Raw genomic sequence first — 23,950 nt, forward strand, 5'->3', positions numbered from 1 at the left:
GATGGCGGCCGTAGGCCGCCTGGAAGCACCCGCAGGAGACGACTGGATCGAGAACGGAAGGCAACTGATTGGCAAGGCGAAAGCTCTGATGCCGTTCGGGGATGTCGAGTGGGATGCCCCGGTCTGGGATGTCTCGGCTGCCTATGAGCATCGCACGCGAGGATACAAGGCCAATGCCCGGGGATTACGACTGCCATTTACTCAGCACAGGCAAGCGGGGAAGGGGGTGGGCGATCCGTTGCCAGAGGGCTTTGCCGATGTCGTCAAGGCGCTTGTGTGCATGCGCCATCAAAGACGCGGCCAGTCCATGGCGAGCCACAGCGTCTTTATCCGTGCTGCACGCTACATCTGCGACGCCATCCGAGGGACCGGGCATCAACTAGGTGAGTTGCGCAAGGATGATCTGGATAGGGCGGCGACCGTGCTTCTACGCAGAGAGCGGGAGACCTCGGCATACAAGGTACTTGGCCACATGGAGGAGTTCGCCGATATGGTGGACGGATACCGGCTCAGTCGAATGAGGCTGGACTGGCGCTGCCGGCGAAAAGCACGGCCGCGGTCACTGACGCCCGACAGGATTGGAGACCCCTCGACAGAAGTATCGGACAGGCTGCCAACAGAAGAAGCGATCCGGGCGCTTGGATGGCTCTACCAGACGATCCCGCGAGCCGAACGCCCTGACGATGGGCGCGCCGCGGACCGCACACTGATTCTGATCGCCACGATCATGGCATGTACGGGCCTGAGAGTTGGCGAGATGCTGACGTTGCCGGTGAATCCCATCTCCATTGCGAAGGATGGCAGTCGGAACCTGCGCTATGCAAGGCTGAAAGGACGGGCTGACGACGTGATGGTCGAATGGCATTCGAAGCCATTGCTATCCGAGACTGTGGAGTTGGTGGAGGCAGCGGTGGCGGAACTGCGCGAGGCAACCGCGGGGCCGAGACAGGTTGCCCTGAAGGCCAGCCGCTGCGGATCTCTGATGCCGCGAAGTGCTCTTCCCCCAGTTCTATTCACGTCTGATCTACGAGCCGTTCTTGGGTTGAACAGTTGGAAACTTGCTCAGTTCCTGCGGGCTCGTGCGATTCCCTTCGAAATCGTGGATCGACGGCTGCGCGTGAACCGCGATGCGCTGTGCAGAGGTATTGAGAAGGACCACTGGTTCGGACCAGTGATTCCGGGCCCTCCCAGTCAAGGCCTCAAGCTCCACCAAGCGCTATGCGTGGTCTACGCGAACCAGTTCCATCGCGGGACGCGGACGACGCTTACATATGCAGCCCGGCCGGTGTCAGACCAGAACGTGCAGGACTTCCTGGCCGGTCGGCCCGCCATCCCATCGGCGTTCGAGCGGTATGGACTCGTGGGCGAAGACGGCTTGGTACTACGTGTTCGATCACATGGACTCCGGCACTTCCTGAACCATCTGCTCGACGAAGGTGGAGCACCGGACCTGGTGCAAACGAAGTGGTTTGGTCGCCAGCATGAGGCGGATACTCGAGCCTACCAACATCTGACGGCTGCCCAGCGCGCGGCGCAGGTGGTTAAGGAGGTTCTGGAGGGAAAACTAGCGGGTGGCATCGTTGAGGTAGCCAAATCTCTCCCGCTGGAGGTAGCCAAGACATTCCTGGCCGCACGCATTCAGGCAGTCCACGATGTGGGGCCGGGTCTGTGCGTCCATGACTTCCAGATGTCTCCTTGTGAGCGCCACCTGCAATGTACGGCGAAGTGCGAGGACTACCTGTGGATCAAGGGCGAAGAGGCCAGAGCACATGAACTGAAGAGACAAGCCGCAGTGGCATACATCAGCCTGCGTACGGTGACGGCCCGCGCGCGGTCGCGATCCTTGATGCAGTCGGATTGGTATCGACACATTGCGACTCGATATGGCCAACTGATGGAGCAACTGGCCACGATAGGCTTCCATCAAGCTGATCTGGTGCGATACGTGGAGGGGTGCGGAGATGCCGACAAGGATTCGCGCGAGCGCGAAGATGAGCGAGCGTAAGAAGGCCTGCATCATCGCCGAGCTTGAACGCTGGCAGGATAGGGAGTTGGGCACACGGCTGACCTGGGAGCGTGTCGAAGCGTTCTCCGGATACACCCGTCAGGCGCTGAGCCGTCATCCGGACATCGTGTACGCCTACCAGGAGGCCAAGCGCGCGTTGGCCGATAGCGACAGAAAGTCGAGGTCGCGATTGCGTCGTGACGAGCTTGCCTATCTAGATCAAACGGTTGTGAGCCTGCGGGCAAAGATCCGCTGGTATGAGCAACTTGAAGCGCAATGGCTGCAACGCTGGCAGCGCATTGCCAATCAGTGTTTGCAGCGCGGGCTTAGTATCGAGGATCTGGATCGCCCATTGGATCCATTAAACCGGAGAGGCTAGCCTGTTTGGGCGGTGTTGGACGTGCTCGCGTCAAGTGTGGGTGTACTGAGATATCCGCAGCCGTCCAAGGTCGCCTGGGCGATAGCATCGACGTATTGCTCCGCTCGGGCGGCTCGACACGGCGTGCGCGATGTAGACGCGATCTATGGCGAGATCCTCGAAACGGCGATGGTGATGCACCTGATTGCGTTCCCGCAGTTCCTGATCGAAATCCCGCTTCCGCCCTCAAGGGCAGCTATCGGCCACTAGGCGACACTCAAAAGTTCGATTGCCAAAGGCCGCCACGGCTTCGGTTGCAGCCAATGCAACGCCCCCAGTTCCCGAGTCGCTCCGCAGTTCCCCACCTTGTCCAGGCGGGACGCCTCGCAAGCCTTAATCGCCCCGCTGCGCCTGCTGGTCATCCGTCGGCGCACCTGTAGTATTCGCGGCTACAGCGCCCCCCTATTGCTTGGATTGATCGGGGTAAATCTGGACGTACGGACGGTAAGAGTACAAACGGAGGCTGTTCCTTGGCGTGCCCAAGGGGTAGTCCTCAGGAGATACTACATACACGAACAGTTGCGGTCCCTTGATGTCGAAGTAGACTATCTTGTCCGTCATGTCATTCGGCAATCGGTGCCGGAGGTCGACGCTATCCTCAAAGATTTGACCGGTACTCTTGATGCGCCATTTGACATAGAGAGTATCGGCAGGACGCATACGTCCGTAGACACCTGCCTGTTGGCCAATCCGTCCCTCCTCCAACGCCCATTTCGGCGGACGTGTACCGGTCATGTCGGAGTCGCCGTAGCGATAATTCAGCACCTCTACCGCGGGCACGGCTCCACGAGTATCAAAACTAAAGGAGTGATTGGCGGCCTTCTGAGACGAGGCACACGCCCCCAGAAAAAGCGAAGCCAGCAAAGGCATCGCCCAGTATAGAAGACGGTGCTGCACGGCGCGCTTGGGGTAGCTGGGGCAGTAGGTGATCATGACAAGTATCGATTGCTTAAAGCTCAGGGCAAACCTGGCCGGCTCTGAACAATCTAGCAAGGTTTCCCCCGCAACCGCGGCCAACGAAGTGGGGTGTATGAGTCGTGCAACACTGACCCTCAACTCTGTTGCGAGCAACCGCGAATCACTTGACCGGGATTTCGTCGCGATACGGCTTCGCTTGTTGCGCACGGCACTGAATGACCGATTCAGCCCAAACATCGGTCGTCCGCAAGACGGAGTTTGATAGGCAGCTCAGGGTCGGTTCCAGCCCGTCGTCGCCAGCAGGTCGGCTGCCGACGGGGCCTCATTCTGCCAGTTGCTGTTGTGCTTTATAGGGCGCTGGAGAAAGAGCCCCGAAATTGCCGAGGATTCGCGCTCAAGTGAACTCGCACGCAGCGCAAAATAGGCACACCCCCGCGCGCATCGCGCATCGATCCCCGGCCCGTCGCGGCCAATACGCCCGAATCTTTACAGTTGCCGGGCTGCCTCTCTCCGAAACCGGCTCCCCATAATGGATTGCGGTCAAGGTTTACGTTGTGACGTAACAGAACCGTTCTGAGACCTCGTAACGGAAAGCTATAAAGAAAAACCCCGCTTTTTTGCGGGGTTTTTCTTTTCTATCAGTACTTTATGGTGGCGGTGTCTTGGGGTCTCATCAATGACAACATGGGCGAGGGTCATGGAGGCGCTCACTGACTGGCCGGAGAAGTCCGAGCGTTTGAACACGGCGGACGGGAAACGCTAGCTCATGGACCGTGGTGCGTAGCAGTTGCAACTGGACTATGTTGTGCTGGTCTTGAGCGGAGCCGATTGCCTGACCGCCATGAGCGTCAAGATTGCCATCATGCCAAGAGCGGAAGATAACCACAGCGACTTCGCTCCGAACTGGTCCAGACACATCCCGAAAATCCAGGGTGCTAATGCTTGTGCGACCCGGGCCGGGACCATCAATACTCCCTGGCGATGACCGTAGCCGCCCGGTCCGAAAATGACCAACGGCAGCGTGCCCTTGGCAATGGTGAGGATGCCGTTGCCGGCTCCGTGCAGCACGCCGAACAAGGCCGCCGCGGGCGCTCCGACCAGGCCGAACGCAAGTGCGCCAAGGGGATGAAGTGCTGCCGCGATCCGGGCGGACAGCAAGGGGTGGACCTTGCGCAGTAGGCCGAACTCCAGAATCCGGGCGCCAACCTGCGCCGGGCCGATCAGCGCGCCCACCATAACGGCAGTGGCCAGAGACGCGCCACCCGCTTGAAGCAGCCGCGGCAAATGTGCCGCCATCGCAGTGCTGATAAACCAGGTCGCCGCGAAAACGAAAGCCAACGCATAGGAGGCCGTTCGTTGCGAACGCTCGTCAGCATGGTGCGTCAACGCGCTACCCGTTTGCGACGTAGGCCTGCTCGGTGCCGTTGCTGTGGCGGCTACGCGCGGGATGCTCAGGTTCAGCGCAAGTCCTAGCGTGAGATGCAACGCCGCCCAGGACAAGCAGGCCCCCCGCCATCCGATGTGCGCCTCCATAGAGGTGGAAAGCGGCCAGCCGACCGTGCTGGCAAAGCCAGCGATCAGCGTGATCCCGGTGATGGCGCCGCGCGAGCGATTGCCATAGAGTGCGACCAGTGTTGCGAATGCGGCTTCGTAGAGGCCGGCACCCATGCCGATGCCAAGAATCACCCATGCGGCAAAGAGTCCGACGACGCCCTGCGCCACACCTAGCCTGGCAAGCCCGATGGTGAAAACAAGACTCGTTGCCACGAGGACAGATCGCCCACCGGTACGATCGATCATCCGTCCGGCTGCAGGTCCGAGCAGTGCCGATACCACCAGCGCGACGCTGAATGCCGCAAAGATCGTGGGCGTCGAGACGCCGAGATCCTGCGCCATCGGCGTTGCCAGCATGGCCGGCAGGTAGTACGTCGAACCCCAGGCCAGCGTCTGGGCAACTCCCAGCCTGGCAATCACGCTACTGCTCGGCTCCATGGCCCGTCCTGGTTCTTGTTATTCCACTTCGCCGCTATCGGTATCGCTAATCTGCGCTTCGCTCTCGTGGCTCATGGCGGCCGCCGCGAGCGTCGTCGCGTTGGCCGGCGCGGCTTCCTTGCGCTCGCTGTAGCGATCGGTCAGGTAGTCGCTGCGATCGCGCACCAGTAGCGTGAACTTGTAGAGTTCTTCCATGACATCGACCACGCGGTCGTAGTAGGACGATGGCTTCATCCGCCCGCTGGCGTCGAACTCTTGGTAGGCCTTGGCGACCGAGGACTGGTTCGGAATCGTCACCATGCGCATCCAGCGTCCGAGCACGCGCAGCGCGTTGACGGCGTTGAAGGACTGCGAGCCGCCGCACACCTGCATCACGGCCAGCGTGCGGCCCTGTGTCGGGCGAATGCCGCCCATCTCCAGTGGCAACCAGTCGATCTGGTTCTTGAAGACGGCAGTCAGCGTGCCGTGGCGCTCGGGGCTGCACCACACCTGGCCCTCCGACCACTCCGAGAGCTTGCGCAACTCAACCACCTTCGGGTGGTCGGCAGGCACGCTGTCGGCCATCGGCAGCTCGCGTGGATCAAACACGCGGGTCTCCGCGCCGAAATGTTGAAGAATTCGTTCGGCTTCCTGTACTAGCAGGCGGCTATACGAGGTCTCTCGCAGCGATCCGTAGAGCAGCAGGATGCGCGGCGGGTGTGTGCTGGCGCGTGCCGGCTCCAGCTTACTGAGGTCAGGCGTATCGAGCACCGCAGGGACAATATTGGGCAGATCCACGGTCATCGTATCCTCCGGCCTTGTGTGTCGATCACGGCCTCGCCGTCCTCCTTGGTGAAAGCACCTTGCTGCGGCGCCGGCAGGATATCCAGCACGACTTCCGACGGCCTGCATAACCGCACACCAAGCTCAGTGATGACAAAGGGCCGATTGATCAGGATCGGATGGGCCAGCATCGCATCAAGCAACTGGTCGTCGGTCAGTGCAGGATCGCCGAGGCCAAGCTCGGCGTAGGGCGTGCCTTTCTCGCGGATTGCTTCGCGCACGGAGAGACCGGCGGCGCGGATCATCGACTGCAAGGTCTGCCGGTCCGGCGGCATGTTCAGGTATTCGACGACAATCGGCTCGATGCCCGCATTGCGGATCATGGCTAGCGTATTGCGTGACGTACCGCACGCGGGGTTGTGATAGATGGTGACGGTCATGGGGATACCTCAGTGCGATTCGTACCAGTGCTGCGAGCGGTTCACGACGCCCACTACGAAGAGCATCACCGGCACTTCGATCAGCACGCCGACGACGGTGGCCAGCGCCGCGCCGGATTGGAAGCCGAACAGGCTGATCGCGGTCGCCACGGCCAGTTCGAAGAAGTTGCTTGCGCCAATCAGCGCCGACGGGCCGGCCACGCAGTGCGCTACGCCGAGCTTGCGGTTGAGCAAGTAGGCCAGGCCGGAGTTCAACAAGACCTGGATCAGGATCGGTACGGCCAGCAGAAGGATGATCAGCGGTTGTTCGACGATGGCATTCCCCTGGAAGCCGAACAACAGCACCAACGTTGCGAGCAGCGCGGTGATCGAGTAGGGGCCGAGTGCGCCGACCACACGCTTGTACGTAGCGTCGCCTCGCACCAGCAATACCTTCCGGATGACCTGCGCGATCAGCACCGGCACGACAATGTAGAGCGCAACCGAGGTCATCAGCGTATCCCACGGCACGGTAATCGACGACAGGCCCAGCAGCAGCGCGACGACAGGCGCGAAGGCCACGACCATGATCGCGTCATTGAGTGCCACCTGCGAAAGCGTGAAGTACGGATCGCCCTTGCAGAGCTGGGACCAGACAAACACCATCGCCGTGCAAGGCGCAGCCGCCAACAGGATCAGGCCGGCGATGTAGCTGTCGAGCTGGTCCGCCGGCAGCCAGCCCGCAAACAGATGGCGCACGAAGATCCAGCCCAGCAATGCCATCGAGAACGGCTTGACGAGCCAGTTCACGAAGAGCGTCACGCCGATGCCGCGCCAGTGGCCCGCCACCTGGCCCATCGCGCCGAAATCGATCTTGATCAGCATCGGAATGATCATGATCCAGATCAGGATGCCGACCGGCAGGTTCACCTGAGCGATTTCCATGGCGCCGATGGTGTGGAACGCCGCTGGCAGCCATTGGCCGAGCAGGATGCCGGCCACGATGCAAAGCGCCACCCAGACCGTCAGATAGCGCTCGAAGAAGCCGATGGCACTGGGTTGGGAGGCTCCTGCCGTCCTTTGTGCCGTGCTCATTGCGCGGACTCCACGGGTTGCTCGCCAATGGCGTGCATCTCCTTCTGAATGGCGTTCCGGTCCAGCACGTGCAACGGCAGGTTCACGAACTGGCTGACTCGATTCAGAATCTGCCGGAAAACCTGGGCAAATATCTTGCGCTTCTCGTCATCGGAGCCCTGTATGGCTGCCGGGTCGAGGAAGCCCCAATGTGCCGTGATGGGTGTACCTGGCCAGATCGGGCACACCTCGCCTGCGGCTTGGTCGCAGACGGTAATAACGAAGTCCATCCTGGGCGCATCGGGCAGTGCGAACTCGTCCCAGCTCTTGCTACGCAGGCCAGTCGTGTCGTAGCCAATTGCCTGGCATCGTTCGATGGCGAAGGGATTGACCGTGCCAGATGGATGGCTGCCGGCGCTGTAGGCGTGAAAGCGTCCCTTGCCGAGGACATTGAACAGCGCTTCGGCCATCACGCTGCGGGCTGAGTTGCCGGTGCACAGCACCAGCACGTTGAAGGTCTTGTCGGTCATGGTCGTAGGGGCGAGCGGGTGCCTCCTCGCCCGAGGTATCGGTACGGGAGGCCGTTAGCGAAAGCTCAGCAGCAGCCGGATTCCGGCGTACAGCAGGCGGTCTTGGTTGATGGCTTCGGCGTGGCGTTCAATTGAACCGGCACGCAGCACGCGGAGGCTTCGGCGCTGCGATCGCGCGATTCGCCATAGGTCGGCACGTTGCCGAGCGTGTGAAACGATTCCCAGGCGATACCCGTTGGGTCCACTGACCAATGCTTGTTCGAGGTCGCGTAGCAGCAGTTCGTCTCGGACTGGGACTGCATGGGCAGGTCGGCGCTGGCCAGCCGCCCCTGCATCTCGGCAAGCTCGGCATCCGTCTCCACCTGGATCCCGAGATGATCCACGCCCAGCTTCTCGGTGCGATTGGAGATGGCGAAGTTCACGCGTGGATCGTCCAGCGCCCACTTGGCATAGTCATCCCTGACGACAGTCGGTTCTGCATCGAAGAGGGCCGAGTAATAGCGGATGCTGGCCGGCAGATCGGCCACGCTGACGTGGACGTGGAAGCGCTTCATGGTTCAGGACTCCGTAGCGACTGAACAGGAGGACACCGGTGAACACGGCGCGCCGCCACAACAGTTTTCCGTGAGATAGCCCAGCAAGGCGTTCATGGTTTCGAATTGAGCCATGTAGATGATCGAGCGGCCTTCCTGACGGCTCGCCAGCAGTCCGGCGCGGTGCAGTTCCTTGAGGTGGAACGATAGCGACGACGCTGGCATCTCCATCAGTTCGGCAATACGGCCAGCCGGCAGCCCTTCGGGGCCGGCCTGCACAAGCAGGCGGAAAACGGCCAGGCGGATGCCGTGGGCCAGCGCGGCGAGGGCTTCAAGAGCGTTTTCGGTTTCCATGATTCGAATATAGTCGAATCATGGAAACCGTGCAATGGAAGATTGGCAGTGTCGCTGGCCGCCAACGCGTGGCGAATGGGCGCAAGCGTGTTGATCGTCACCAATTCGGCCTCAACGAAGGCCGCCACAGCCGCAGCAAGGATCCCTGCGCGAGGCGGGGGTCCTTGTGCCCGAAGCACCTCTGCCGCGGCGTCTACAACTTCCGCGCCACGAAGTGGAACCAGTTGACGTCGTCGAGGGGATCGCCGGGCTGAAACGCCTTGTCGTTCAAGTTGCCGAACACCGCTTCGGTCTGCAGGCCGCAGGCCTTCAACTCGCGCAACTGCGTGGGCACGTCCGTATAGACGATGACGATGCCGAACTTGTGGGCGGCGCACACGCGCACCGCGTAGCCATCGAACTCGCGGTTCAGTTGTGAGTTACGCAGGTAGTTGATGGTGGCCAGCGGCAGGTTGACGACTGTGCGCGCGACGTTGAAGCCGAGTCGTATCGGGTTGTTGGACCATGCGGGCAAGCGCAGGAACTGTGTCAGGTTCTCGCGATAGGTGGGGCCGTGCAGGTTATGCGTGGAGAACACCAGCATGCCGCCCGGGCGCAGTACGCGGGCAAACTCGGCAAGCACGGCGCGGCGTCCGGCGTAGTCCACGGCATCGATGCCATTGAAGCTGAACACCACCAGGCCGAAGGTATTGTCTTCAAATGCTGACAGGTCACGCGCATCCATTTGACTGACGCGTATATCAGGATGATTGTGCTGGCAGATCTCCACCATCTCCGGCATATAGTCGATGGCCTCGTAGTGCTGGCTCAGCTTGCGCAGCATCGGTACCGTTCGGCCGCCACCTACGCCAACGTCAAGGATGGGAGTGTCGCGCACGGCATCGGCCACGAAGGCTAGCGCCGCGGCTTCCCCGGGGTCTGTCCAGTCCGAAAGGATCTTGAACCACCTCCTGGCTCCCCAGCTGCGCCATGCCTTGCGATTGATGGTGTCCTGCGCGACGGCCGTGCTCATGGTTGTCTCCCGACGATCGGTGCATCGCCCTGATGGCGATGGCAGAGAGAGTGTTCCGGCCGTGCACGCCGTTCGGTGCGAAACCCCACATCCGTTTGATACACAGAGCGGGCTCAATCCATTGAACCCATCCCTACGCATGAGGACGACAGGCAAGACGATGGCATCGGGGACCCCCGATACGCCGTCGGTATGAGCCGGGCACCAGACCCGGTGCTGTGGCCAGCCTTTACCCGGCTACCTTCTTCATGGCGCGGCTTCGTTCTTCCTGCGCATCCTCGATCAGCTTGTAGGCGGCGTAGTACTTGTAGATGTTGCGCACGTAGGTGGTGGTCTCGATGCCGATCCGCTCGGAGGTCACGATCTCGACGTTGTTGAACCACTTGTCCGGGTTCAGGCCCCGAGCCTTGGCTTCGGTGCGCATCTTGGAGATATTTCCCGGCCCGGCGTTGTAGCTGGCGAATGCAAACAGTGGCCGGTCAGATTCCGAGAAATTCGCATCGGAGAAGTACCTCGTCATCAGCTGGTCCAGGTATTTGGTACCCGCGTGGATATTGGATTCGGTGATCTTGATGCTGCCGACGTTCAGTTCCCTCCCAGTGGCCGGCATGATCTGCATGACACCGATCGCTCCCACATGGCTACGCGCGTTCTGATTGAGCTGGGACTCCTGGAAGCCCTGCGCCGCCAGCATCAGCGGATCGAAATGGTAGAGCTTGCCGTACTTCTCGAAGAACGCCAGGGTGTCCTGGAACCGCTTGATCTCCGCGCCGTTGGTGTTGTCCGAGATCTGCTTGATGACCTTCATGTATTGCTTCAGCCGGTAGTCGGCGATGCCCTGCTTCTTGATGAAGTTGTCGTTGTAGTCCACGAGGACCGCGTTCAGCTTTGGACTGCCTTTGCGGATTGCCCAGCCGATCTTGCTGCCTTCACGTACCGCGAGGTCATCGCGAACCTTGATGCGCTTCAGGATCTGGGCCCAGATGCGCGCCTTCCAGTCGTCGACCACCAGGATCTGCAGCGTGCCGGCGTTGAGCATTTCCAGTGCGTCTTCGTCCTCCAGCGCGTCGGGTAGCAGCACCAGGTGCATCTGCGGTTTGCCGGCCTTACGGAAGCGGTCGTTCAACGCGGTCAGGCTTTCGTAGTAGCTGCTGCTGGGGCGCACGTGCACGGCCTTGCCAGCCAGGTCGTCGAGCGTGGCAAGCGTGGGGGATTTCGGGCCCGTGATGACCAGCTCCCGGATCGGCTTGCTGGTCTGCCCGACAATGAAGTCCGCTTGCTTGAGCCGGGAGTCGGTGACCGTGAGATTGCCGGCTGCGATGTCGCCAAGACCGGCATTGAGATCGGGCAGCAAACGGTCGCGCGTGACCGGAATCATGTAGACCGTGAGCGGCCGCTTGGCAAGCTGAGCGGCCATGGTCTTGTTGATATAGCGCTCGAAATCCCGCACGGTGTCCGCCGTGACGCCCCGCTCGCGTCCCCGGTCGTTGAAGTACAGGGTGCGGCTGTAGGGCACCAGCACGCGAATGGTGCGGTGCTTGAACATGCCATCGAAGTCACCGGTCCAGGGTTTGTTGGTCAGGTTGAGCTGGCGCGGAGGGGTGAGCCGTTTTTCCTTGGGAGCTGGAATGGCGGGCGTCGCTGCCGCCGCCAGTCCTGACCACGTGATGGAAGCGCCGGCCAGTGCGCGGGCGCCGATGACAAGGAACCGCCTTCGATCGTTGACCATTGCACACCTCGCGACAGTCAGGTCCTGCTGGCACGCGGATGCCGGCCACCGGGAGCGGGCCCGGATGCGCAGGCAATCGCCGTCCGTTGACTAAGCATAGACGGGCAATTGGCGATCGTAGAGGTTCCGTTGAGGTTCCGATGAGGGCCGGCCGCGAAGCCGGCGCTGGCCGGTGCGGCCAGGTCAGGCGGGCGTCGCGCCGCTCGCGCCGAATCGCCATGACAGCCGCCGCGCGGCCTGCCGCACCACGTGGGCGGTATCGCTGTCGAGCCGGCTGTCGAAGCTGCCGCTACTGCCCATCACCGCGACCACCAGGGCGAGCGCGCCGGTGTGGTCGAACACCGGTGCGGCCAGCGTGTCGATGCCGGGTACGGGCCGGCTCACGGCGTGGTCGATGCCGCCGGCGCGGATGCCGCGCAGCCGTTCGAGGTATCCGGATGGCAACGCGCCGTCGAAGGCGGTGCCCGCCATGCGGATAGCATCCTGCGCGAGCGCGTCGGCCAGCAGGTCGTCGGGGAGATGCGCCGCCACCACGCGGCCAATCGCCGTATTGACCATCGACAGCACGGTACCCACGCGCAGGCTCACGTGCTGCGGACGGGCCGATTCCTCGAGCCGGATCACGGTGGGACCGAGCGGCCCCTGGACGGCCATCGCCACCGACAACCCCGTGGCATGGGCCAGGGCGATGACCTCCGGCTCCGCCTCGCGCGTCGGGGAGAGCCGCTGCAGCGCGATCAGGCCGAGTTCCAGACCAAGCGTGCCAGCCTGGAAGTCGCCATCGGCGTTGCGGGAAATCAGTCCGATCTTCTGCAGGCTGACCAGATGCGGAAATGCCTTGGCAGGCACCATGCCCGCCGCGCGTGCGAGTTCCCCAAGCGAGAGTGGCTGCCCCGCATCGACCAGCGCGCCGAGCAACTGGCCTGTGTTGTCGAGCGACTGGATGCCGCGTTGGGGTTTGGCGGCGTCCGCCAGCATGTCGTCGCTCATGCGTCACCTTCCCTCATCGCGCGCGCGATATCGCCGATCGCGGCACGTAGCGCGCTGGCCACTGGACCATCCCATGCGACGTCGATCGCCCCGGTGGAGCCGATGGCGGTCAGCACCAGTCGCAGCGTGCTGTCGTCGTCGAGCAATGGCATCGCCAGACTGCTCACAGCCGGGCTCGGCGAATCGATGCTGCGCTCCGTGCCGCGTGCCCGGACGGCGGCAAGTGTTTCGAGAAAGGCGGGCAGGGTGGAGGCCGTGGCCGGTGTCTGCTGCTGCGTCCAGATCGGCAGCCAGTGCGATTCGGGCTGGAACGCGCAGTAGGCGCGTCCCGTGGCGGTGGTGGCCAGCGCCATCACCGTGCCGACGTGCAGGTTCAGATGCAGCGAGGTGCCGGCAGGCGCGTAGTGGACGATGGTCGGCCCTTGCGGCGTGGGCAGGCTGATGGCGACGTTGAAGCCGATATCAGTGGCCAGCGTCCGCACGCGCTGCACTGCGGCACGGTAGGCCGGCTCATTGTCGAGCCGCATCATGCCAAGCCGCAGCGCCAGCGGGCCCGGTTCGTAGTAGCCGTCCACGTGCTCGCGCTTGATCAGTCCCAGCCGCATCAGGCTCACCAGATAGGTGTGCGCCTGCGCCGGGGCCAGTTGCGCGGCAGCCGCCAGTTCGGCCAGCGGCAGCGGACGCCGCGCATCGGCGAGCGCCTGCAACAGGCGGCCGCCGACCTCCACACTCTGGATGCCGCGTTGCGTCTTGCCTGAACCCTCGCCCGGCGTGCGTGCCATGCCTGTGCCTTGCCTGAAAAGTCCAAATGGTAATCCATGCGCCTCGCAAGGCGCCCCCTGTTGCCATGCTGGATGAGGGTTTTCCCGGGGCGGGCCACGCAGCGACAAGGGTTTGCGGGATAGTTAGCGAATAGCAATTGAATTTGCCATTGACTAAAAATAGTCGAATTCCTAAGATTCCCATACCGCTCCCCACGATTCCCATAAAGAGACAGACATGGCAAAAGCATTCGCATCCCAGGCCGACCTGGAAGCCAAGCAGATCACCTTCACCCAGCTTTCCGAAAATGCCTACGCCTACACAGCCGAGGGCGACCCCAACTCCGGCGTGATCATCGGCGATGACGGCGTGATGATCATCGACACCACCGCCACGCCCGCCATGGCGCAGGACCTGATCGCCAAGATCCGCGCGATCACGGACAAGCCGATCAAGTACGTGGTGCTGTCGCACTACCACGCGGTGCGTGTGCTCGGCGCGTCGGCGTACTTCGCCGAAGGCGCGCAGCAGATCATCGCCAGCCGTGGCACCTACGAAATGATCGTCGAGCGCGGCGAAGCCGACATGAAGTCCGAGATCGAACGTTTTCCGCGTCTGTTCGCCGGCGTGGAAACCGTGCCGGGTCTGACTTGGCCAACGCTCGTGTTCGAACGCGAAATCACGCTGTTTCTGGGCAAGCTCGAAGTGCGCATCGCCCATCTGGGCGCGGGCCATACGAAGGGCGACACCGTGGTGTGGCTGCCGCAGCAGAAGGTGCTGTTCTCGGGCGATCTGGTCGAATACGACGCGGCCTGCTACTGCGGCGATGCCCAGCTCGAGCAATGGCCTGCCACGCTCGACGCGCTGGCCGCGCTGCAGCCCGAGAAGCTGGTGCCGGGCCGTGGCCCAGCGCTGACCACGCGCGAGGACGTGGCCAAGGGCCTGGCCTACACCAAGGATTTCGTGTCCACGCTGTTCCAGGCTGGCAAGGAAGCCGTGGCCGGAAAGATGGATCTGAAGGCGGCGATGGCGCATACGCGCAAGTCGATGGACCCGAAGTTCGGCCAGGTGTTCATCTACGAACACTGCCTGCCGTTCGACGTGTCGCGCGCCTTCGACGAGGCAGCCGGCGTCACGCATCCCCGTATCTGGACCGCGCAGCGTGACCAGGAGATGTGGGCGGCGCTGCAGGACTGAGCGTTGTTCGGTTGTTGTGTGTGGTTTCCCTCTCCCATGAAGTGGGAGAAGGGAGCAAACAGAAAGCAGTATCAAGCGCCGCAAGTGCGTGGATGGAGACACCATGAGCAGTACCAAGGTCGACATCGACTACCAGCGCATCCAGTACGACTACGTACCATGCGCCGAGCAGCGGGGGGCATTGACCAATGCCGCCCCGCATCCCGTGATCGTGGTCGGGGCCGGGCCGATTGGCCTGGCCACCGCCATCGACCTGGCCCGCCACGGCGTGCCGGTGGTGGTGGTCGATGACGACTGCATGCTCTCGGTCGGATCGCGTGCAATCTGCTTCGCCAAGCGCACGCTGGATATCTTCGACCGGCTCGGCTGTGGCGACCGCATGGTCGACAAGGGCGTGCGCTGGAACCTTGGCAAGGTCTTCCTGCGGGACAGCCAGGTCTATGCGTTCGACCTGTTGCCCGAATCCGACCACCAGCGGCCGGCGTTTATCAACCTGCAGCAGTACTACCTCGAGGGCTATCTGCTCGAATGCGCGCAGGCGATGCCCAACATCGAGATCCGCTGGAAGAGCAAGGCAGTTGCCATCGAGCAACACGCGGACCACGTGACGCTGACGATCGAAACGCCCGATGGCTGTTACGCGCTGCGCGGTGCCTACGTGGTGGCCGCCGATGGCTCGCGCAGCCCGCTGCGCAAGATGCTGGGTCTGGAGAGCCACGGTCATACGTTCCGAGACCGCTTCCTGATCGCCGACGTGAAGATGGAAGCGCCGTTCCCGGCCGAGCGCTGGTTCTGGTTTGATCCGCCGTTCCATCCGAACCAGTCGGTGCTGCTGCACCGGCAGCCTGACAACGTCTGGCGCATTGACTTCCAGCTCGGGTGGGATGCCGATCCCGCATTCGAGAAGACGCCCGAGCGTGTGCTGCCGCGTGTACAGGCGCTGCTTGGCCCCGATGCGAAGTTCGAGCTCGAATGGGTCAGCGTCTATACGTTCTCGTGCGTGCGGATGGACAGCTTCCGCCACGGCCGCGTGTTGTTCGCGGGCGATTCGGCCCACTGCGTCTCGCCGTTCGGCGCGCGCGGCGCTAACAGCGGCGTGCAGGATGCCGAGAACCTTGCCTGGAAACTGGCCTACGTGCTGCAGGGCAAGGCGCCGGAAAGCCTGCTGGATACCTACGCCAGCGAGCGCGAGTTCGCGGCCGACGAGAACATCCTCAACTCGACGCGCTCGACCGATTTCATTACGCCGAAGAGCGCGGTCAGCCGCATCTTCCGCGACGCGGTGCTGACACTGGCGCGCGACCACGCGTTTGCGCGGCAACTGGTCAATAGTGGCCGGCTGTCGGTGCCGGCCGTGCTGCGCGACTCGCCGCTGAACACCGCCGATGCGGAATCGTTCTCCGGCCAGATGGTGCCGGGCGCAGCATGCGTCGATGCCCCCGTGGCCGGCACGGAAGGCAAGCCCTGGTTGCTGCCGCATCTGGGCGACGACTTCGTGGCGCTGATCTTTGGCGCGCCGGCTGGCATCGACGCAGCATGCCGTGAAGCGCTGACGCAACTGCTGCAGGGAGACATTCCGCTGCGGGTGGTGTTCGTGACCGATGCGGCCATTTCGGCATCGGCCGAAGCCTGGCCCGGCGCGGTCGTGCTGCGCGACGCGGGCGGCGTGGCGGCCCGGCGCTATGACGCGCGCGCGGGCACCTGCTACCTGATTCGCCCTGACCAGCACGTCTGCGCGCGGTGGCGCGCGGTCGATGCGAACCAGATCGCCGGAGCGATCGCTCGCGCCACATGCAATGCCGCAGCAACCGTCGCGGCGCAATCGCCAGCCGCGGCACGCACGCCGGCACTGGCCTGATCGACAGTCACCAGGAGACAGGCCCATGCCGCTCAACACCGCTCCCAATCTTGCCTATCCCGACGAGTTCTACGAGGCGCTCATCGAGATGCATCATGACCTCGATGACGCCGAAAGCCAGGCCGTCAACGCGAGACTGATCCTGCTGCTGGCCAACCACATCGGTGATCTCGACACGCTGCGCGAAGCGATGCGCCTGGCGCGCGATGTCGCGCTCGAGCCTGCCGCAAGCTAGCCACTTCATTCCTGCCCGCCAGTGACCCGACAGGGGCGCGACAGACGCCCCGGGGCCAACTCGACCCTATTCCGGAGACAACCATGCATACCCAGAGCCTGGGCGCCGCCCCCGTCTTGCCTGAAATCCCGTCACACGCAATACCGCAAGTCCTTCCCACGCAGCAGGAGGACGCGCTGTACCGCAAGGTCTGGCTGCGCATCATCCCGTTCCTGTTCATCTGCTACGTCGTGTCGTTCCTGGACCGGATCAACATCGGCTTCGCGCAATTGCAGATGAAGCATGACCTTGGGTTCAGTGACGCGATGTACGGGCTGGGCGCAGCAGTGTTCTACGTCGGCTACGTGCTGTGCGAAGTCCCCAGCAACATGCTGTTGGCACGCTTTGGCGCGCGCCGCACGTTCACGCGGATCATGCTGCTGTGGGGTGTCGCATCGGTGGGCATGATGCTGGTGTCGCAGCCGTCGCACTTCTATCTGCTGCGCTTCCTGCTCGGCGTGTTCGAAGCGGGCTTCTTCCCGGGCATTGTGCTGTACCTGACCTACTGGTTCCCGGCGCGCCGTCGCGCGGCGGTGATGGCGATCTTCTTTGCGGGCGTGGCCGTGGCCGGCGTGCTTGGCGGGCTGATCTCGGGCTGGATCATGCGCGACATGGCCGGTGTGCTTGGGATGCGCGGCTGGCAATGGATGTTCGCGATCGAAGGCGCGCCGGCAGTGCTGCTGGGCCTGATCGCCGCCGTGTGCCTCGTCGATGGCCCACGCCAGGCGCGCTGGCTGACACCGGCCGAGCAGGACTACCTGGTGGCCCAACATGAGGCGGAGTCGCGCGGTGCGGGTGGCCACGCCCATTCGATGCAGGCCCTGCGTCAGGCCCTGGCCAACCCACGGGTCTATCTGTTCGCGTTCATCTACTTCGCGCTGACGTGCGGCTCGCTGACGCTGTCATTCTGGATGCCGCTCATGATTCGCGACTTCGGCATCCAGGACGTGGTGGCCGTCAGCCTCTACTCGGTCATCCCGAACGCCATCGGCGCGGTGGGCTTGATCCTTATTGCGCGGCGCTCCGACCGCCTCGGCGAGCGTCACGGGCATTTTCTCTGCTGCACTGCAGGAGGCGCACTGGCGCTGGCCGCGTTGACGCTACATGTGCCGAGCCTTGGCGTGTCGTTGGCGATCCTATCTGTTGCCGCCGTGCTGATCTTCGCCGCGCTGCCGATCTTCTGGGCGCTGCCGCCAAGCCATCTGCCGGCCCAGACCGCCGCCACCGGCATTGCCTTCATCTCCAGCATCGGTATCACCAGCGGCATCGTCAGCCCCTGGGTCATCGGCCAGATCAAGGCGCACACGGGCAGCATGGACAACGCGCTGTACCTGTTGGCCGGGCTGCTGCTGGCCAGCGGGCTGGCGCTGTGGAAGGGCGTGCCGCGCACACCGACGGCGCACTAGCAGGGCGGTGTTCCCCGATACCGGGCGGTTCATGCCCGATATCGGGGAAAAATCATTTGTTTCATGGTTATCCATGATGGAACACTTGTTGCTCTATGCCTAGCATTGCAACACCTGACGCTTTCCATCAACAGGAGTGTTCCCATGAACCAGTTCTTCATGACCCGTGCCGCCGTGCTGATGGCGGTGTCGCTCGGCGCCGGTTCGGCGCTTGCGGTCGACGTGGCCGCCAGCCCAACGCTCAGCAAGATCAAATCGTCCGGCACGATTTCGATCGGTCACCGCACATCGTCGATCCCGTTCTCGTACTACGACGCGAACCAGAAGGTGATCGGCTTCTCGCAGGACATCTGCGATCGCGTGATTGATGCGGTCAAGAAGGAAACCGGCACGCCGAATCTGCAGGTGCGCATGGTGCCCGTGACGTCGCAGAACCGGCAGTCGCTGGTCCAGAATGGCACGGTGGACCTGGAGTGTGGCGTGACCACCAACCTGAAGTCGCGCCAGCAGCAGGTGGCGTTCTCCACCACGTTCTTCGTGGCCGGCACGCGACTGCTGGTGAAGAAGGGCAGCCCGGTCCATGACTTCGGCGATCTGTCGGGCAAGGCCGTGGTGACGAACGCCGGCACCACGTCGGAACGCATCCTGCGCAAGCTCAACGACGAGAAGGGCGCCAACATCACGATCCAGAGCGCCAAGGACTATGGCGAATCGTTCCTGATCCTGCAGTCGGGCCGCGTGGCCGCGTTCATGATGGACGACGTGCTGCTGTCCGGCTCGCGCACGCTGGCGCCGAACCCCAATGACTGGGTGGTGGTGGGCACGCCGCAGTCGTTCGAGGCGTACGGCTTCATGATGCGCAAGGATGACCCCGGCTTCAAACAAGTCGTGGATGCCACCACGACGGGCCTGATGCGCAGCGGCGAGATCAACACGCTCTACACCAAGTGGTTCCTGAAGCCGGTGCCGCCGAAGAACCTCAGCTTCGACTTGCCGCAGAGCGAGCAGATCAAGAAGGCCTACGCCAATCCGAATGATGAGGCGTTCGAGTAACGCACTGGCGTTTCAGCCGCGCCGCGACGGGAGGTAGGCCCCCGTCCGGTGCAGCTGCCCCTCCGTCTGCTCCAGCGCCCGGATCGCCCCCTTGCCCTTCTTTGCCAGCAGATGCTCGACCAGCGCCTCCACCATCGCCACGCCGCTGGTGATCGACGGGAAGAACGATGGGCTGTCGATGGCGAAGAGCAGTGTGCAATCGGCTTCCAGCGCGATTGGCGCCACCGTACTGTCGGTCAAGGCGATCACCGTGCAGCCCGCCTCGCGTGCGGCGGTGGCCACGCGCATGCTTTCCTGCGAGTAGGGCGCGAAGCCGGCTACCAGCACCGCATCCTTGGGGCTCAAGGCGCGCAGTTCCATCTCCAGCGTGCCTGCGTCGCCACGGATCAGGCGCACCGAGCTGCGGAACAGCCCGTAGATGTAGTGGAACGAGAACGCGATTGGAAAGCACGAGCGGAAGCCCGCCACGTGGACCATCGGTGCGGCCGCCAGCAGTTCGGCCGCACGTGGCAGCGCGTCGGCGTTGCTGGCCAGCAGCGCGTCGAGGTTGTGATGCTGCACTTCGATCATTTCCGCGAACATGCGGCTCGAGCCACTTTCCCGCACCACCTTGCGGGCGCGCCTGGCGTAAGGCTGGCTGTCGCCGTCGCGCACTGCCTCGACGAACAGTTCGCGCAATCCCTGCCAGCCTTCGAACCCGAGCGCCTGCGACAGTCGCACCAGCGTGGCGGGCTGCACCCCGGCGTTGCCGGCCACCTTGCGCATCGACTGGATAGCAATATCGCGCGGGTGATCGAGCAGGTATCTGGCGCCACTCTGGAACTGCGCGCTCAGATTCGGGAAATCGGCGCGGAGTTGCGCCAGCAGCGCATCGAGCGACTGCGGCGGCTTGGGCGTGGAGGCGGGCATCTCTGGTTCAGGATTCTTGTGATGCAACGATTGTTGCACAGCTTGGCCCGCCGCAGGGCGCCCTTGTGTTGTGAACGGGGGGCACCGGTGGGGCATCGTATGTTTCGTGCTGGTGCCTTAATGAAACACTTGTTGCGCTGCCGGGACGTTGTTCCTATACTCACACCTGTTTCCGGGCAGACCCCCGCATCCCGCACCTCACCATGACGCACGTATTCCACCGCAATCCGAAGCAAACCTTGCCGGTCGCCGTTGGCGGCCAGGGTATCGAACTGATCGACAGCAATGGCCGGCGCTACCTCGACGCTTCGGGCGGCGCGGCGGTTTCCTGTCTCGGTCATGGCCACCCGCGCGTGATCGAAGCGATCAAGGCGCAGGTGGACACCATTGCCTACGCGCATACGTCGTTCTTTACCACCGAGGTGTCCGAGACGCTGGCCCAGACGCTGGCCGATGCGGCCCCCGGAGATCTCGATCATGTGTACTTCGTGTCCGGCGGCTCCGAGGCGGTGGAAGCCGCGCTGAAGCTGGCGCGCCAGTACTTCGTGGAGATCGGCCAGACGCAGCGCCGCCACTTCATCGCGCGGCGCCAGAGCTATCACGGCAATACGCTCGGCGCGCTGGCGATCGGCGGCAACGCGTGGCGGCGCGAGCCGTTCCTGCCGCTGCTGGTGCCGGCGCACCATGTGTCGCCGTGCTATGCCTACCGAGATCAGGCGGCCGGCGAAGCCGACACGCAGTACGCGCAGCGTCTGGCCGACGAACTTGAAGCAAAGATCCTCGAACTCGGCCCCGACTCGGTGGCCGGCTTCGTCGCCGAGACGGTGGTCGGCGCTACCGCAGGGGCGGTGCCGCCGGTGGCCGATTACCTGAAGCGTATCCGCGCTGTGTGCGACAAGTACGGCGTGCTGCTGATCCTCGATGAAGTGATGTCGGGCATGGGCCGGACGGGTTACCTGTTCGCGTGCGAAGAGGACGGCGTGGTGCCCGACATCGTGACGATCGCGAAGGGCCTCGGCGCTGGTTACCAGCCGATCGGCGCAATGCTCTCGACGTCGCGCATCTATGACGCGATCATCGGTGGCAGCGGTTTCTTCCAGCACGGCCACACCTATATCGGTCATGCGACGGCCTGCGCGGCAGCGCTGGCCGTGCAGCGCACGATTGTCGAGGACAAGTTGCTGGACAACGTGCTGGCGCGTGGCGAACAGTTGCGCGCGCGCCTGCGCGAATCGCTCGGCGACCATCCGAACCTTGGCGACGTGCGGGGCCGTGGACTGTTCGTCGGCGTGGAGTTCGTGGCCGATCGCGCCACCAAGGCCACGCTCGACCCGGCGAAGAAGACGCACGCCGTGCTCAAGCGCACCTGCATGGAGCATGGCGTGCTGGTTTATCCGATGGGCGGCACGGTCGATGGCATCCACGGTGACCACGTGCTGTTTGCGCCGCCGTTTATCTGCACGCCCACCGACATCGACAACATCGTAGACCGCTTCACGCAGGCCGTGAAAACGGTACTGCCGGCTTGAGGAGCGCGACGATGCCGAACCAGAATCCTGTCGCTACCGCTGACACCTTGCGTCGCCCGTTCGCTCTGGCGGTGGCCCCGAATGGCGCGCGCAAGACGCACGCGGACCACGCGTGCCTGCCAATCACGCCCGACGAGCTGGCGCAGTGCGCGCGCGAATGCGTGGATGCCGGCGCTGCGATGATCCATCTGCACGTGCGCAAGGCCGACGCCACGCACAGCCTCGAAGTGGTCGACTACGAGCCGGCCATTGCCGCTGTGCGCAAGGCTGTGGGCAATGCGCTGGTGCTGCAGCTGACCACCGAGGCGGTCGGCATCTACCAGCCGGCGCAGCAGATCGCGACCGTGCGTGCGCTGCGCCCCGAGGCCGCATCGGTGGCCATTCGCGAACTCGTGCCCAATGTCGCCGCGTTGCCTGCCGCCGCAGAGTTCTTCCAGTGGATGCACCACGAGCACGTGGTGGCGCAATACATCCTCTACGATGCCGATGACGTGCGCCGCTATGCGGCCCTGCGCGAAAGCGGCGCGATTCCAGCCGGGCGGCACTGGGTGCTGTTCGTGCTGGGACGGTACTCGGCCGGACAGAAGTCGTCGCCGGCGGACCTGCTGCCGTTCCTGGCCGCCTGGCGCGAGACCGGGCTCGATCAGTCTGGCGTCGAATGGGCGGTCTGCGCATTCGGCAAGCAGGAGGCCGATTGCGCGGCCACGGCCGTGATGCTGGGCGGGCACGCGCGTATCGGCTTCGAGAACAACATGACTTTGCCCGATGGCGCGATGGCGCCGGACAACGCCGCGTTGCTGCAAGCGGTGCGCACGCCGCTCCTCGCGCTTGGCTATGTCTCGATGACGGCTGACGTGCTGCGCGAGCGTTTCGCGGACTGAAAAAGCCCTCTGGCGACGACAGCAGGGCGGGGCGGATTCCGGTACGCTAGGCGTTTCATCGTTCCCCCGAAGGAGTGCCGATGTCGACCAGCCCGTCCCGCCAGTCTTCCCTGACCGAAGCGCCGCCACGGGCGCGTGACGTCGTGCACGCGCTGCGCGCGTCGCGCATCCGTGAAGTGGCTAATGCAGGGATCGGCCTGCCCGACGTGCTGCCGTTCTGGTTCGGTGAATCGGACCAGGTCACGCCGTCATTCATCCGCGATGCCGCGAGCCGCGCGCTCGCAAACGGGGCCACCTTCTACAACCACAATCTTGGCATCGCGCCGCTGCGGGCGGCGTTGTCGGAGTACGTGACCCGATTGCACGGAGCCACGCCGGTCGACCATATCGCCGTGACCAGCGCCGGCGTCAATGCGCTGATGCTCGCCGCGCAACTCGTCACCGGCCCCGGCGACCGCGTGGTGGCGGTGACGCCGCTGTGGCCCAACCTCGTCGAGATTCCGCGCATCCTTGGCGCGGCGGTGGAAACAGTGACGCTCGACTATGGCGCGGATGGCTGGACACTCGATGTCGACAAGCTGCTGGCCGCGCTGACGCCGGGCACGCGCGCCGTGATGATCAATTCGCCGAACAACCCGACCGGCTGGGTCATGCCCCGCGGCGCGCAACAGGCCGTGCTCGACCACTGCCGCCGCCACGGCATCTGGATCATCGCCGACGAAGTCTACGAGCGGCTTTACTACGGCGACGAGGGGGCGGTCGCACCATCGTTCCTTGACATCGCCGGCCGCGACGAGCGCGTTATCGCGGTCAACTCGTTCTCGAAGGCATGGCTGATGACCGGCTGGCGGCTTGGCTGGATGGTGGTGCCATCTTCGATGATGGACGACCTGGGCAAGCTCATCGAATACAACACGTCCTGCGCGCCATCGTTCGTGCAGGAGGCCGGCGTGGTGGCCGTGCGTGAGGGCGAAGCATTCACCCAGGATCTGGTCAAACGGCTGCGTTCGGCGCGTGATCATCTGGTGAGCGCGCTATCGGCATTACCCGGTATCGACGCGCACGCGCCGGATGGGGCGATGTATGTGTTCTTCCGCCTGAAAGGCGCGACCGACAGCCTCGATCTGTGCAAGCGGCTCGTGCGCGATGCCCATCTCGGGCTGGCGCCGGGAAGCGCGTTCGGCGACGAGGGCGAGGGCTTTGTGCGGTGGTGCTATGCGTGCGACGAGGCGCGGCTCGATGAGGGGGTGAAGCGGTTGCGGGGGTATCTGGGGCGGTAGCGGTTGATGGGCCTGACCCTCTGGCTCGGCCCCTCCCGCGCTAACGATCCGCTAACGATCGCTAA

The 23,950-nt window shown here is 63.7% G+C and carries 24 protein-coding genes; 11 read left to right on the top strand and 13 right to left on the bottom strand.

What is annotated here, in order from left to right; translation table 11 throughout:
- The first annotated feature begins 1 nt into the window (after position 1).
- From RMET_RS01645 to RMET_RS34355, 3 genes are all read left to right on the top strand, one after another.
- Positions 2-2,005 carry a putative integrase gene (locus RMET_RS01645; protein ID WP_011515204.1) on the top strand — a complete coding sequence of 668 codons (2,004 nt, stop codon included), beginning with the start codon at positions 2-4 and terminating at the stop codon, positions 2,003-2,005.
- Positions 1,992-2,384 (top strand): hypothetical protein, encoded by a 393-nt coding sequence (locus tag RMET_RS01650; RefSeq protein WP_011515205.1) that lies wholly within the window; start codon positions 1,992-1,994, stop codon positions 2,382-2,384. The genes RMET_RS01645 and RMET_RS01650 overlap by 14 nt, the downstream gene beginning before the upstream one ends.
- 123 nt (positions 2,385-2,507) lie before the next feature.
- Entirely contained in the window at positions 2,508-2,633 is a 126-nt protein-coding gene (locus RMET_RS34355) for a hypothetical protein (RefSeq protein ID WP_011515206.1), read from the top strand.
- 192 nt (positions 2,634-2,825) lie between these two features.
- Here RMET_RS34355 and RMET_RS01655 read toward each other — a convergent pair whose 3' ends face one another.
- The 12 genes from RMET_RS01655 to RMET_RS01710 all read right to left on the bottom strand — a co-directional run bounded on the left by RMET_RS01655 (position 2,826) and on the right by RMET_RS01710 (position 13,518).
- A complete protein-coding gene (locus RMET_RS01655) occupies positions 2,826-3,356 on the bottom strand; it encodes a hypothetical protein (RefSeq protein ID WP_035820231.1) in 531 nt (176 codons plus the stop codon).
- Positions 3,357-4,139: 783 nt separating this feature from the next.
- Positions 4,140-5,333, bottom strand: coding sequence for an MFS transporter (locus RMET_RS01660; RefSeq protein ID WP_011515208.1), 1,194 nt, complete (start codon positions 5,331-5,333; stop codon positions 4,140-4,142).
- Between the two features lie 18 nt (positions 5,334-5,351).
- Positions 5,352-6,116, bottom strand: coding sequence for an arsenical resistance protein ArsH (gene arsH, locus RMET_RS01665; protein WP_011515209.1), 765 nt, complete (start codon positions 6,114-6,116; stop codon positions 5,352-5,354).
- Entirely contained in the window at positions 6,113-6,535 is a 423-nt protein-coding gene (gene arsC, locus RMET_RS01670; RefSeq protein WP_011515210.1) for an arsenate reductase (glutaredoxin), read from the bottom strand. Before arsC ends, arsH begins: the two co-directional genes overlap by 4 nt.
- Before the next feature lie 9 nt (positions 6,536-6,544).
- The gene (arsB, locus tag RMET_RS01675) at positions 6,545-7,609 is read right to left on the bottom strand and encodes an ACR3 family arsenite efflux transporter (protein ID WP_011515211.1); all 1,065 of its coding nucleotides are present in this window, start codon (positions 7,607-7,609) and stop codon (positions 6,545-6,547) included.
- On the bottom strand, positions 7,606-8,118 hold the full coding sequence (locus RMET_RS01680) for an arsenate reductase ArsC (RefSeq protein ID WP_011515212.1): 513 nt from the start codon (positions 8,116-8,118) through the stop codon (positions 7,606-7,608). Before RMET_RS01680 ends, arsB begins: the two co-directional genes overlap by 4 nt.
- 65 nt (positions 8,119-8,183) lie before the next feature.
- Complete coding sequence (locus RMET_RS01685; RefSeq protein WP_011515213.1) at positions 8,184-8,672, bottom strand: ArsI/CadI family heavy metal resistance metalloenzyme; 489 nt, start codon at positions 8,670-8,672, stop codon at positions 8,184-8,186.
- A gap of 3 nt (positions 8,673-8,675) precedes the next feature.
- A complete protein-coding gene (locus tag RMET_RS01690) occupies positions 8,676-9,005 on the bottom strand; it encodes an ArsR/SmtB family transcription factor (protein WP_011515214.1) in 330 nt (109 codons plus the stop codon).
- Between the two features lie 193 nt (positions 9,006-9,198).
- Entirely contained in the window at positions 9,199-10,017 is an 819-nt protein-coding gene (locus tag RMET_RS01695) for a class I SAM-dependent methyltransferase (RefSeq protein WP_011515215.1), read from the bottom strand.
- Positions 10,018-10,246: 229 nt separating this feature from the next.
- Positions 10,247-11,746, bottom strand: coding sequence for an MltF family protein (locus RMET_RS01700; protein ID WP_011515216.1), 1,500 nt, complete (start codon positions 11,744-11,746; stop codon positions 10,247-10,249).
- A 183-nt stretch (positions 11,747-11,929) separates the two neighbouring features.
- A complete protein-coding gene (locus tag RMET_RS01705; protein ID WP_011515217.1) occupies positions 11,930-12,736 on the bottom strand; it encodes an IclR family transcriptional regulator in 807 nt (268 codons plus the stop codon).
- Positions 12,733-13,518 carry an IclR family transcriptional regulator gene (locus RMET_RS01710; protein WP_011515218.1) on the bottom strand — a complete coding sequence of 262 codons (786 nt, stop codon included), beginning with the start codon at positions 13,516-13,518 and terminating at the stop codon, positions 12,733-12,735. Before RMET_RS01710 ends, RMET_RS01705 begins: the two co-directional genes overlap by 4 nt.
- Positions 13,519-13,735: 217 nt before the next feature.
- On the opposite strand from RMET_RS01710, the gene RMET_RS01715 reads away from it, so the two are divergent.
- The 5 genes from RMET_RS01715 (at position 13,736) to RMET_RS01735 (ending at position 19,286) form a co-directional block, all read left to right on the top strand.
- Positions 13,736-14,695 carry an MBL fold metallo-hydrolase gene (locus RMET_RS01715; RefSeq protein WP_008645261.1) on the top strand — a complete coding sequence of 320 codons (960 nt, stop codon included), beginning with the start codon at positions 13,736-13,738 and terminating at the stop codon, positions 14,693-14,695.
- A 103-nt stretch (positions 14,696-14,798) separates the two neighbouring features.
- Positions 14,799-16,553 carry an FAD-dependent oxidoreductase gene (locus RMET_RS01720; protein ID WP_011515219.1) on the top strand — a complete coding sequence of 585 codons (1,755 nt, stop codon included), beginning with the start codon at positions 14,799-14,801 and terminating at the stop codon, positions 16,551-16,553.
- A 25-nt stretch (positions 16,554-16,578) separates the two neighbouring features.
- On the top strand, positions 16,579-16,788 hold the full coding sequence (locus tag RMET_RS01725; RefSeq protein WP_011515220.1) for a DUF2783 domain-containing protein: 210 nt from the start codon (positions 16,579-16,581) through the stop codon (positions 16,786-16,788).
- Positions 16,789-16,871: 83 nt separating this feature from the next.
- On the top strand, positions 16,872-18,233 hold the full coding sequence (locus tag RMET_RS01730) for an MFS transporter (protein WP_011515221.1): 1,362 nt from the start codon (positions 16,872-16,874) through the stop codon (positions 18,231-18,233).
- Positions 18,234-18,377: 144 nt separating this feature from the next.
- Positions 18,378-19,286, top strand: coding sequence for a glutamate/aspartate ABC transporter substrate-binding protein (locus RMET_RS01735; protein WP_011515222.1), 909 nt, complete (start codon positions 18,378-18,380; stop codon positions 19,284-19,286).
- Positions 19,287-19,298: 12 nt separating this feature from the next.
- Here RMET_RS01735 and RMET_RS01740 read toward each other — a convergent pair whose 3' ends face one another.
- Positions 19,299-20,195, bottom strand: coding sequence for a MurR/RpiR family transcriptional regulator (locus RMET_RS01740; RefSeq protein ID WP_008644433.1), 897 nt, complete (start codon positions 20,193-20,195; stop codon positions 19,299-19,301).
- A 203-nt stretch (positions 20,196-20,398) separates the two neighbouring features.
- Between RMET_RS01740 and RMET_RS01745 the strand changes: the two genes are divergently transcribed.
- The 3 genes from RMET_RS01745 to RMET_RS01755 all read left to right on the top strand — a co-directional run bounded on the left by RMET_RS01745 (position 20,399) and on the right by RMET_RS01755 (position 23,885).
- Positions 20,399-21,724: an aspartate aminotransferase family protein gene (locus tag RMET_RS01745; RefSeq protein WP_011515223.1), complete on the top strand. Its 1,326-nt coding sequence runs from the start codon at positions 20,399-20,401 to the stop codon at positions 21,722-21,724.
- Between the two features lie 11 nt (positions 21,725-21,735).
- Positions 21,736-22,605 (top strand): beta-keto acid cleavage family enzyme, encoded by an 870-nt coding sequence (locus RMET_RS01750; RefSeq protein WP_011515224.1) that lies wholly within the window; start codon positions 21,736-21,738, stop codon positions 22,603-22,605.
- Positions 22,606-22,685: 80 nt separating this feature from the next.
- Positions 22,686-23,885, top strand: coding sequence for a pyridoxal phosphate-dependent aminotransferase (locus RMET_RS01755; RefSeq protein ID WP_011515225.1), 1,200 nt, complete (start codon positions 22,686-22,688; stop codon positions 23,883-23,885).
- Positions 23,886-23,950 lie beyond the last annotated feature (65 nt).

The sequence above is a fragment of the Cupriavidus metallidurans CH34 genome (assembly GCF_000196015.1).
Classification (GTDB): Bacteria; Pseudomonadota; Gammaproteobacteria; order Burkholderiales; family Burkholderiaceae; genus Cupriavidus; species Cupriavidus metallidurans.

Coding starts and splice junctions, on each gene's coding strand:
- RMET_RS01645 (WP_011515204.1), top strand. CDS start 2: ATGGCGGCCGTAGGCCGCCTGGAAGCACCCGCAGGAGACGACTGGATC.
- RMET_RS01650 (WP_011515205.1), top strand. CDS start 1,992: ATGAGCGAGCGTAAGAAGGCCTGCATCATCGCCGAGCTTGAACGCTGG.
- RMET_RS01655 (WP_035820231.1), bottom strand. CDS start 3,356: ATGATCACCTACTGCCCCAGCTACCCCAAGCGCGCCGTGCAGCACCGT.
- RMET_RS01660 (WP_011515208.1), bottom strand. CDS start 5,333: ATGGAGCCGAGCAGTAGCGTGATTGCCAGGCTGGGAGTTGCCCAGACG.
- arsH (WP_011515209.1), bottom strand. CDS start 6,116: ATGACCGTGGATCTGCCCAATATTGTCCCTGCGGTGCTCGATACGCCT.
- arsC (WP_011515210.1), bottom strand. CDS start 6,535: ATGACCGTCACCATCTATCACAACCCCGCGTGCGGTACGTCACGCAAT.
- arsB (WP_011515211.1), bottom strand. CDS start 7,609: ATGAGCACGGCACAAAGGACGGCAGGAGCCTCCCAACCCAGTGCCATC.
- RMET_RS01680 (WP_011515212.1), bottom strand. CDS start 8,118: ATGACCGACAAGACCTTCAACGTGCTGGTGCTGTGCACCGGCAACTCA.
- RMET_RS01685 (WP_011515213.1), bottom strand. CDS start 8,672: ATGAAGCGCTTCCACGTCCACGTCAGCGTGGCCGATCTGCCGGCCAGC.
- RMET_RS01690 (WP_011515214.1), bottom strand. CDS start 9,005: ATGGAAACCGAAAACGCTCTTGAAGCCCTCGCCGCGCTGGCCCACGGC.
- RMET_RS01695 (WP_011515215.1), bottom strand. CDS start 10,017: ATGAGCACGGCCGTCGCGCAGGACACCATCAATCGCAAGGCATGGCGC.
- RMET_RS01700 (WP_011515216.1), bottom strand. CDS start 11,746: ATGGTCAACGATCGAAGGCGGTTCCTTGTCATCGGCGCCCGCGCACTG.
- RMET_RS01705 (WP_011515217.1), bottom strand. CDS start 12,736: ATGAGCGACGACATGCTGGCGGACGCCGCCAAACCCCAACGCGGCATC.
- RMET_RS01710 (WP_011515218.1), bottom strand. CDS start 13,518: ATGGCACGCACGCCGGGCGAGGGTTCAGGCAAGACGCAACGCGGCATC.
- RMET_RS01715 (WP_008645261.1), top strand. CDS start 13,736: ATGGCAAAAGCATTCGCATCCCAGGCCGACCTGGAAGCCAAGCAGATC.
- RMET_RS01720 (WP_011515219.1), top strand. CDS start 14,799: ATGAGCAGTACCAAGGTCGACATCGACTACCAGCGCATCCAGTACGAC.
- RMET_RS01725 (WP_011515220.1), top strand. CDS start 16,579: ATGCCGCTCAACACCGCTCCCAATCTTGCCTATCCCGACGAGTTCTAC.
- RMET_RS01730 (WP_011515221.1), top strand. CDS start 16,872: ATGCATACCCAGAGCCTGGGCGCCGCCCCCGTCTTGCCTGAAATCCCG.
- RMET_RS01735 (WP_011515222.1), top strand. CDS start 18,378: ATGAACCAGTTCTTCATGACCCGTGCCGCCGTGCTGATGGCGGTGTCG.
- RMET_RS01740 (WP_008644433.1), bottom strand. CDS start 20,195: ATGCCCGCCTCCACGCCCAAGCCGCCGCAGTCGCTCGATGCGCTGCTG.
- RMET_RS01745 (WP_011515223.1), top strand. CDS start 20,399: ATGACGCACGTATTCCACCGCAATCCGAAGCAAACCTTGCCGGTCGCC.
- RMET_RS01750 (WP_011515224.1), top strand. CDS start 21,736: ATGCCGAACCAGAATCCTGTCGCTACCGCTGACACCTTGCGTCGCCCG.
- RMET_RS01755 (WP_011515225.1), top strand. CDS start 22,686: ATGTCGACCAGCCCGTCCCGCCAGTCTTCCCTGACCGAAGCGCCGCCA.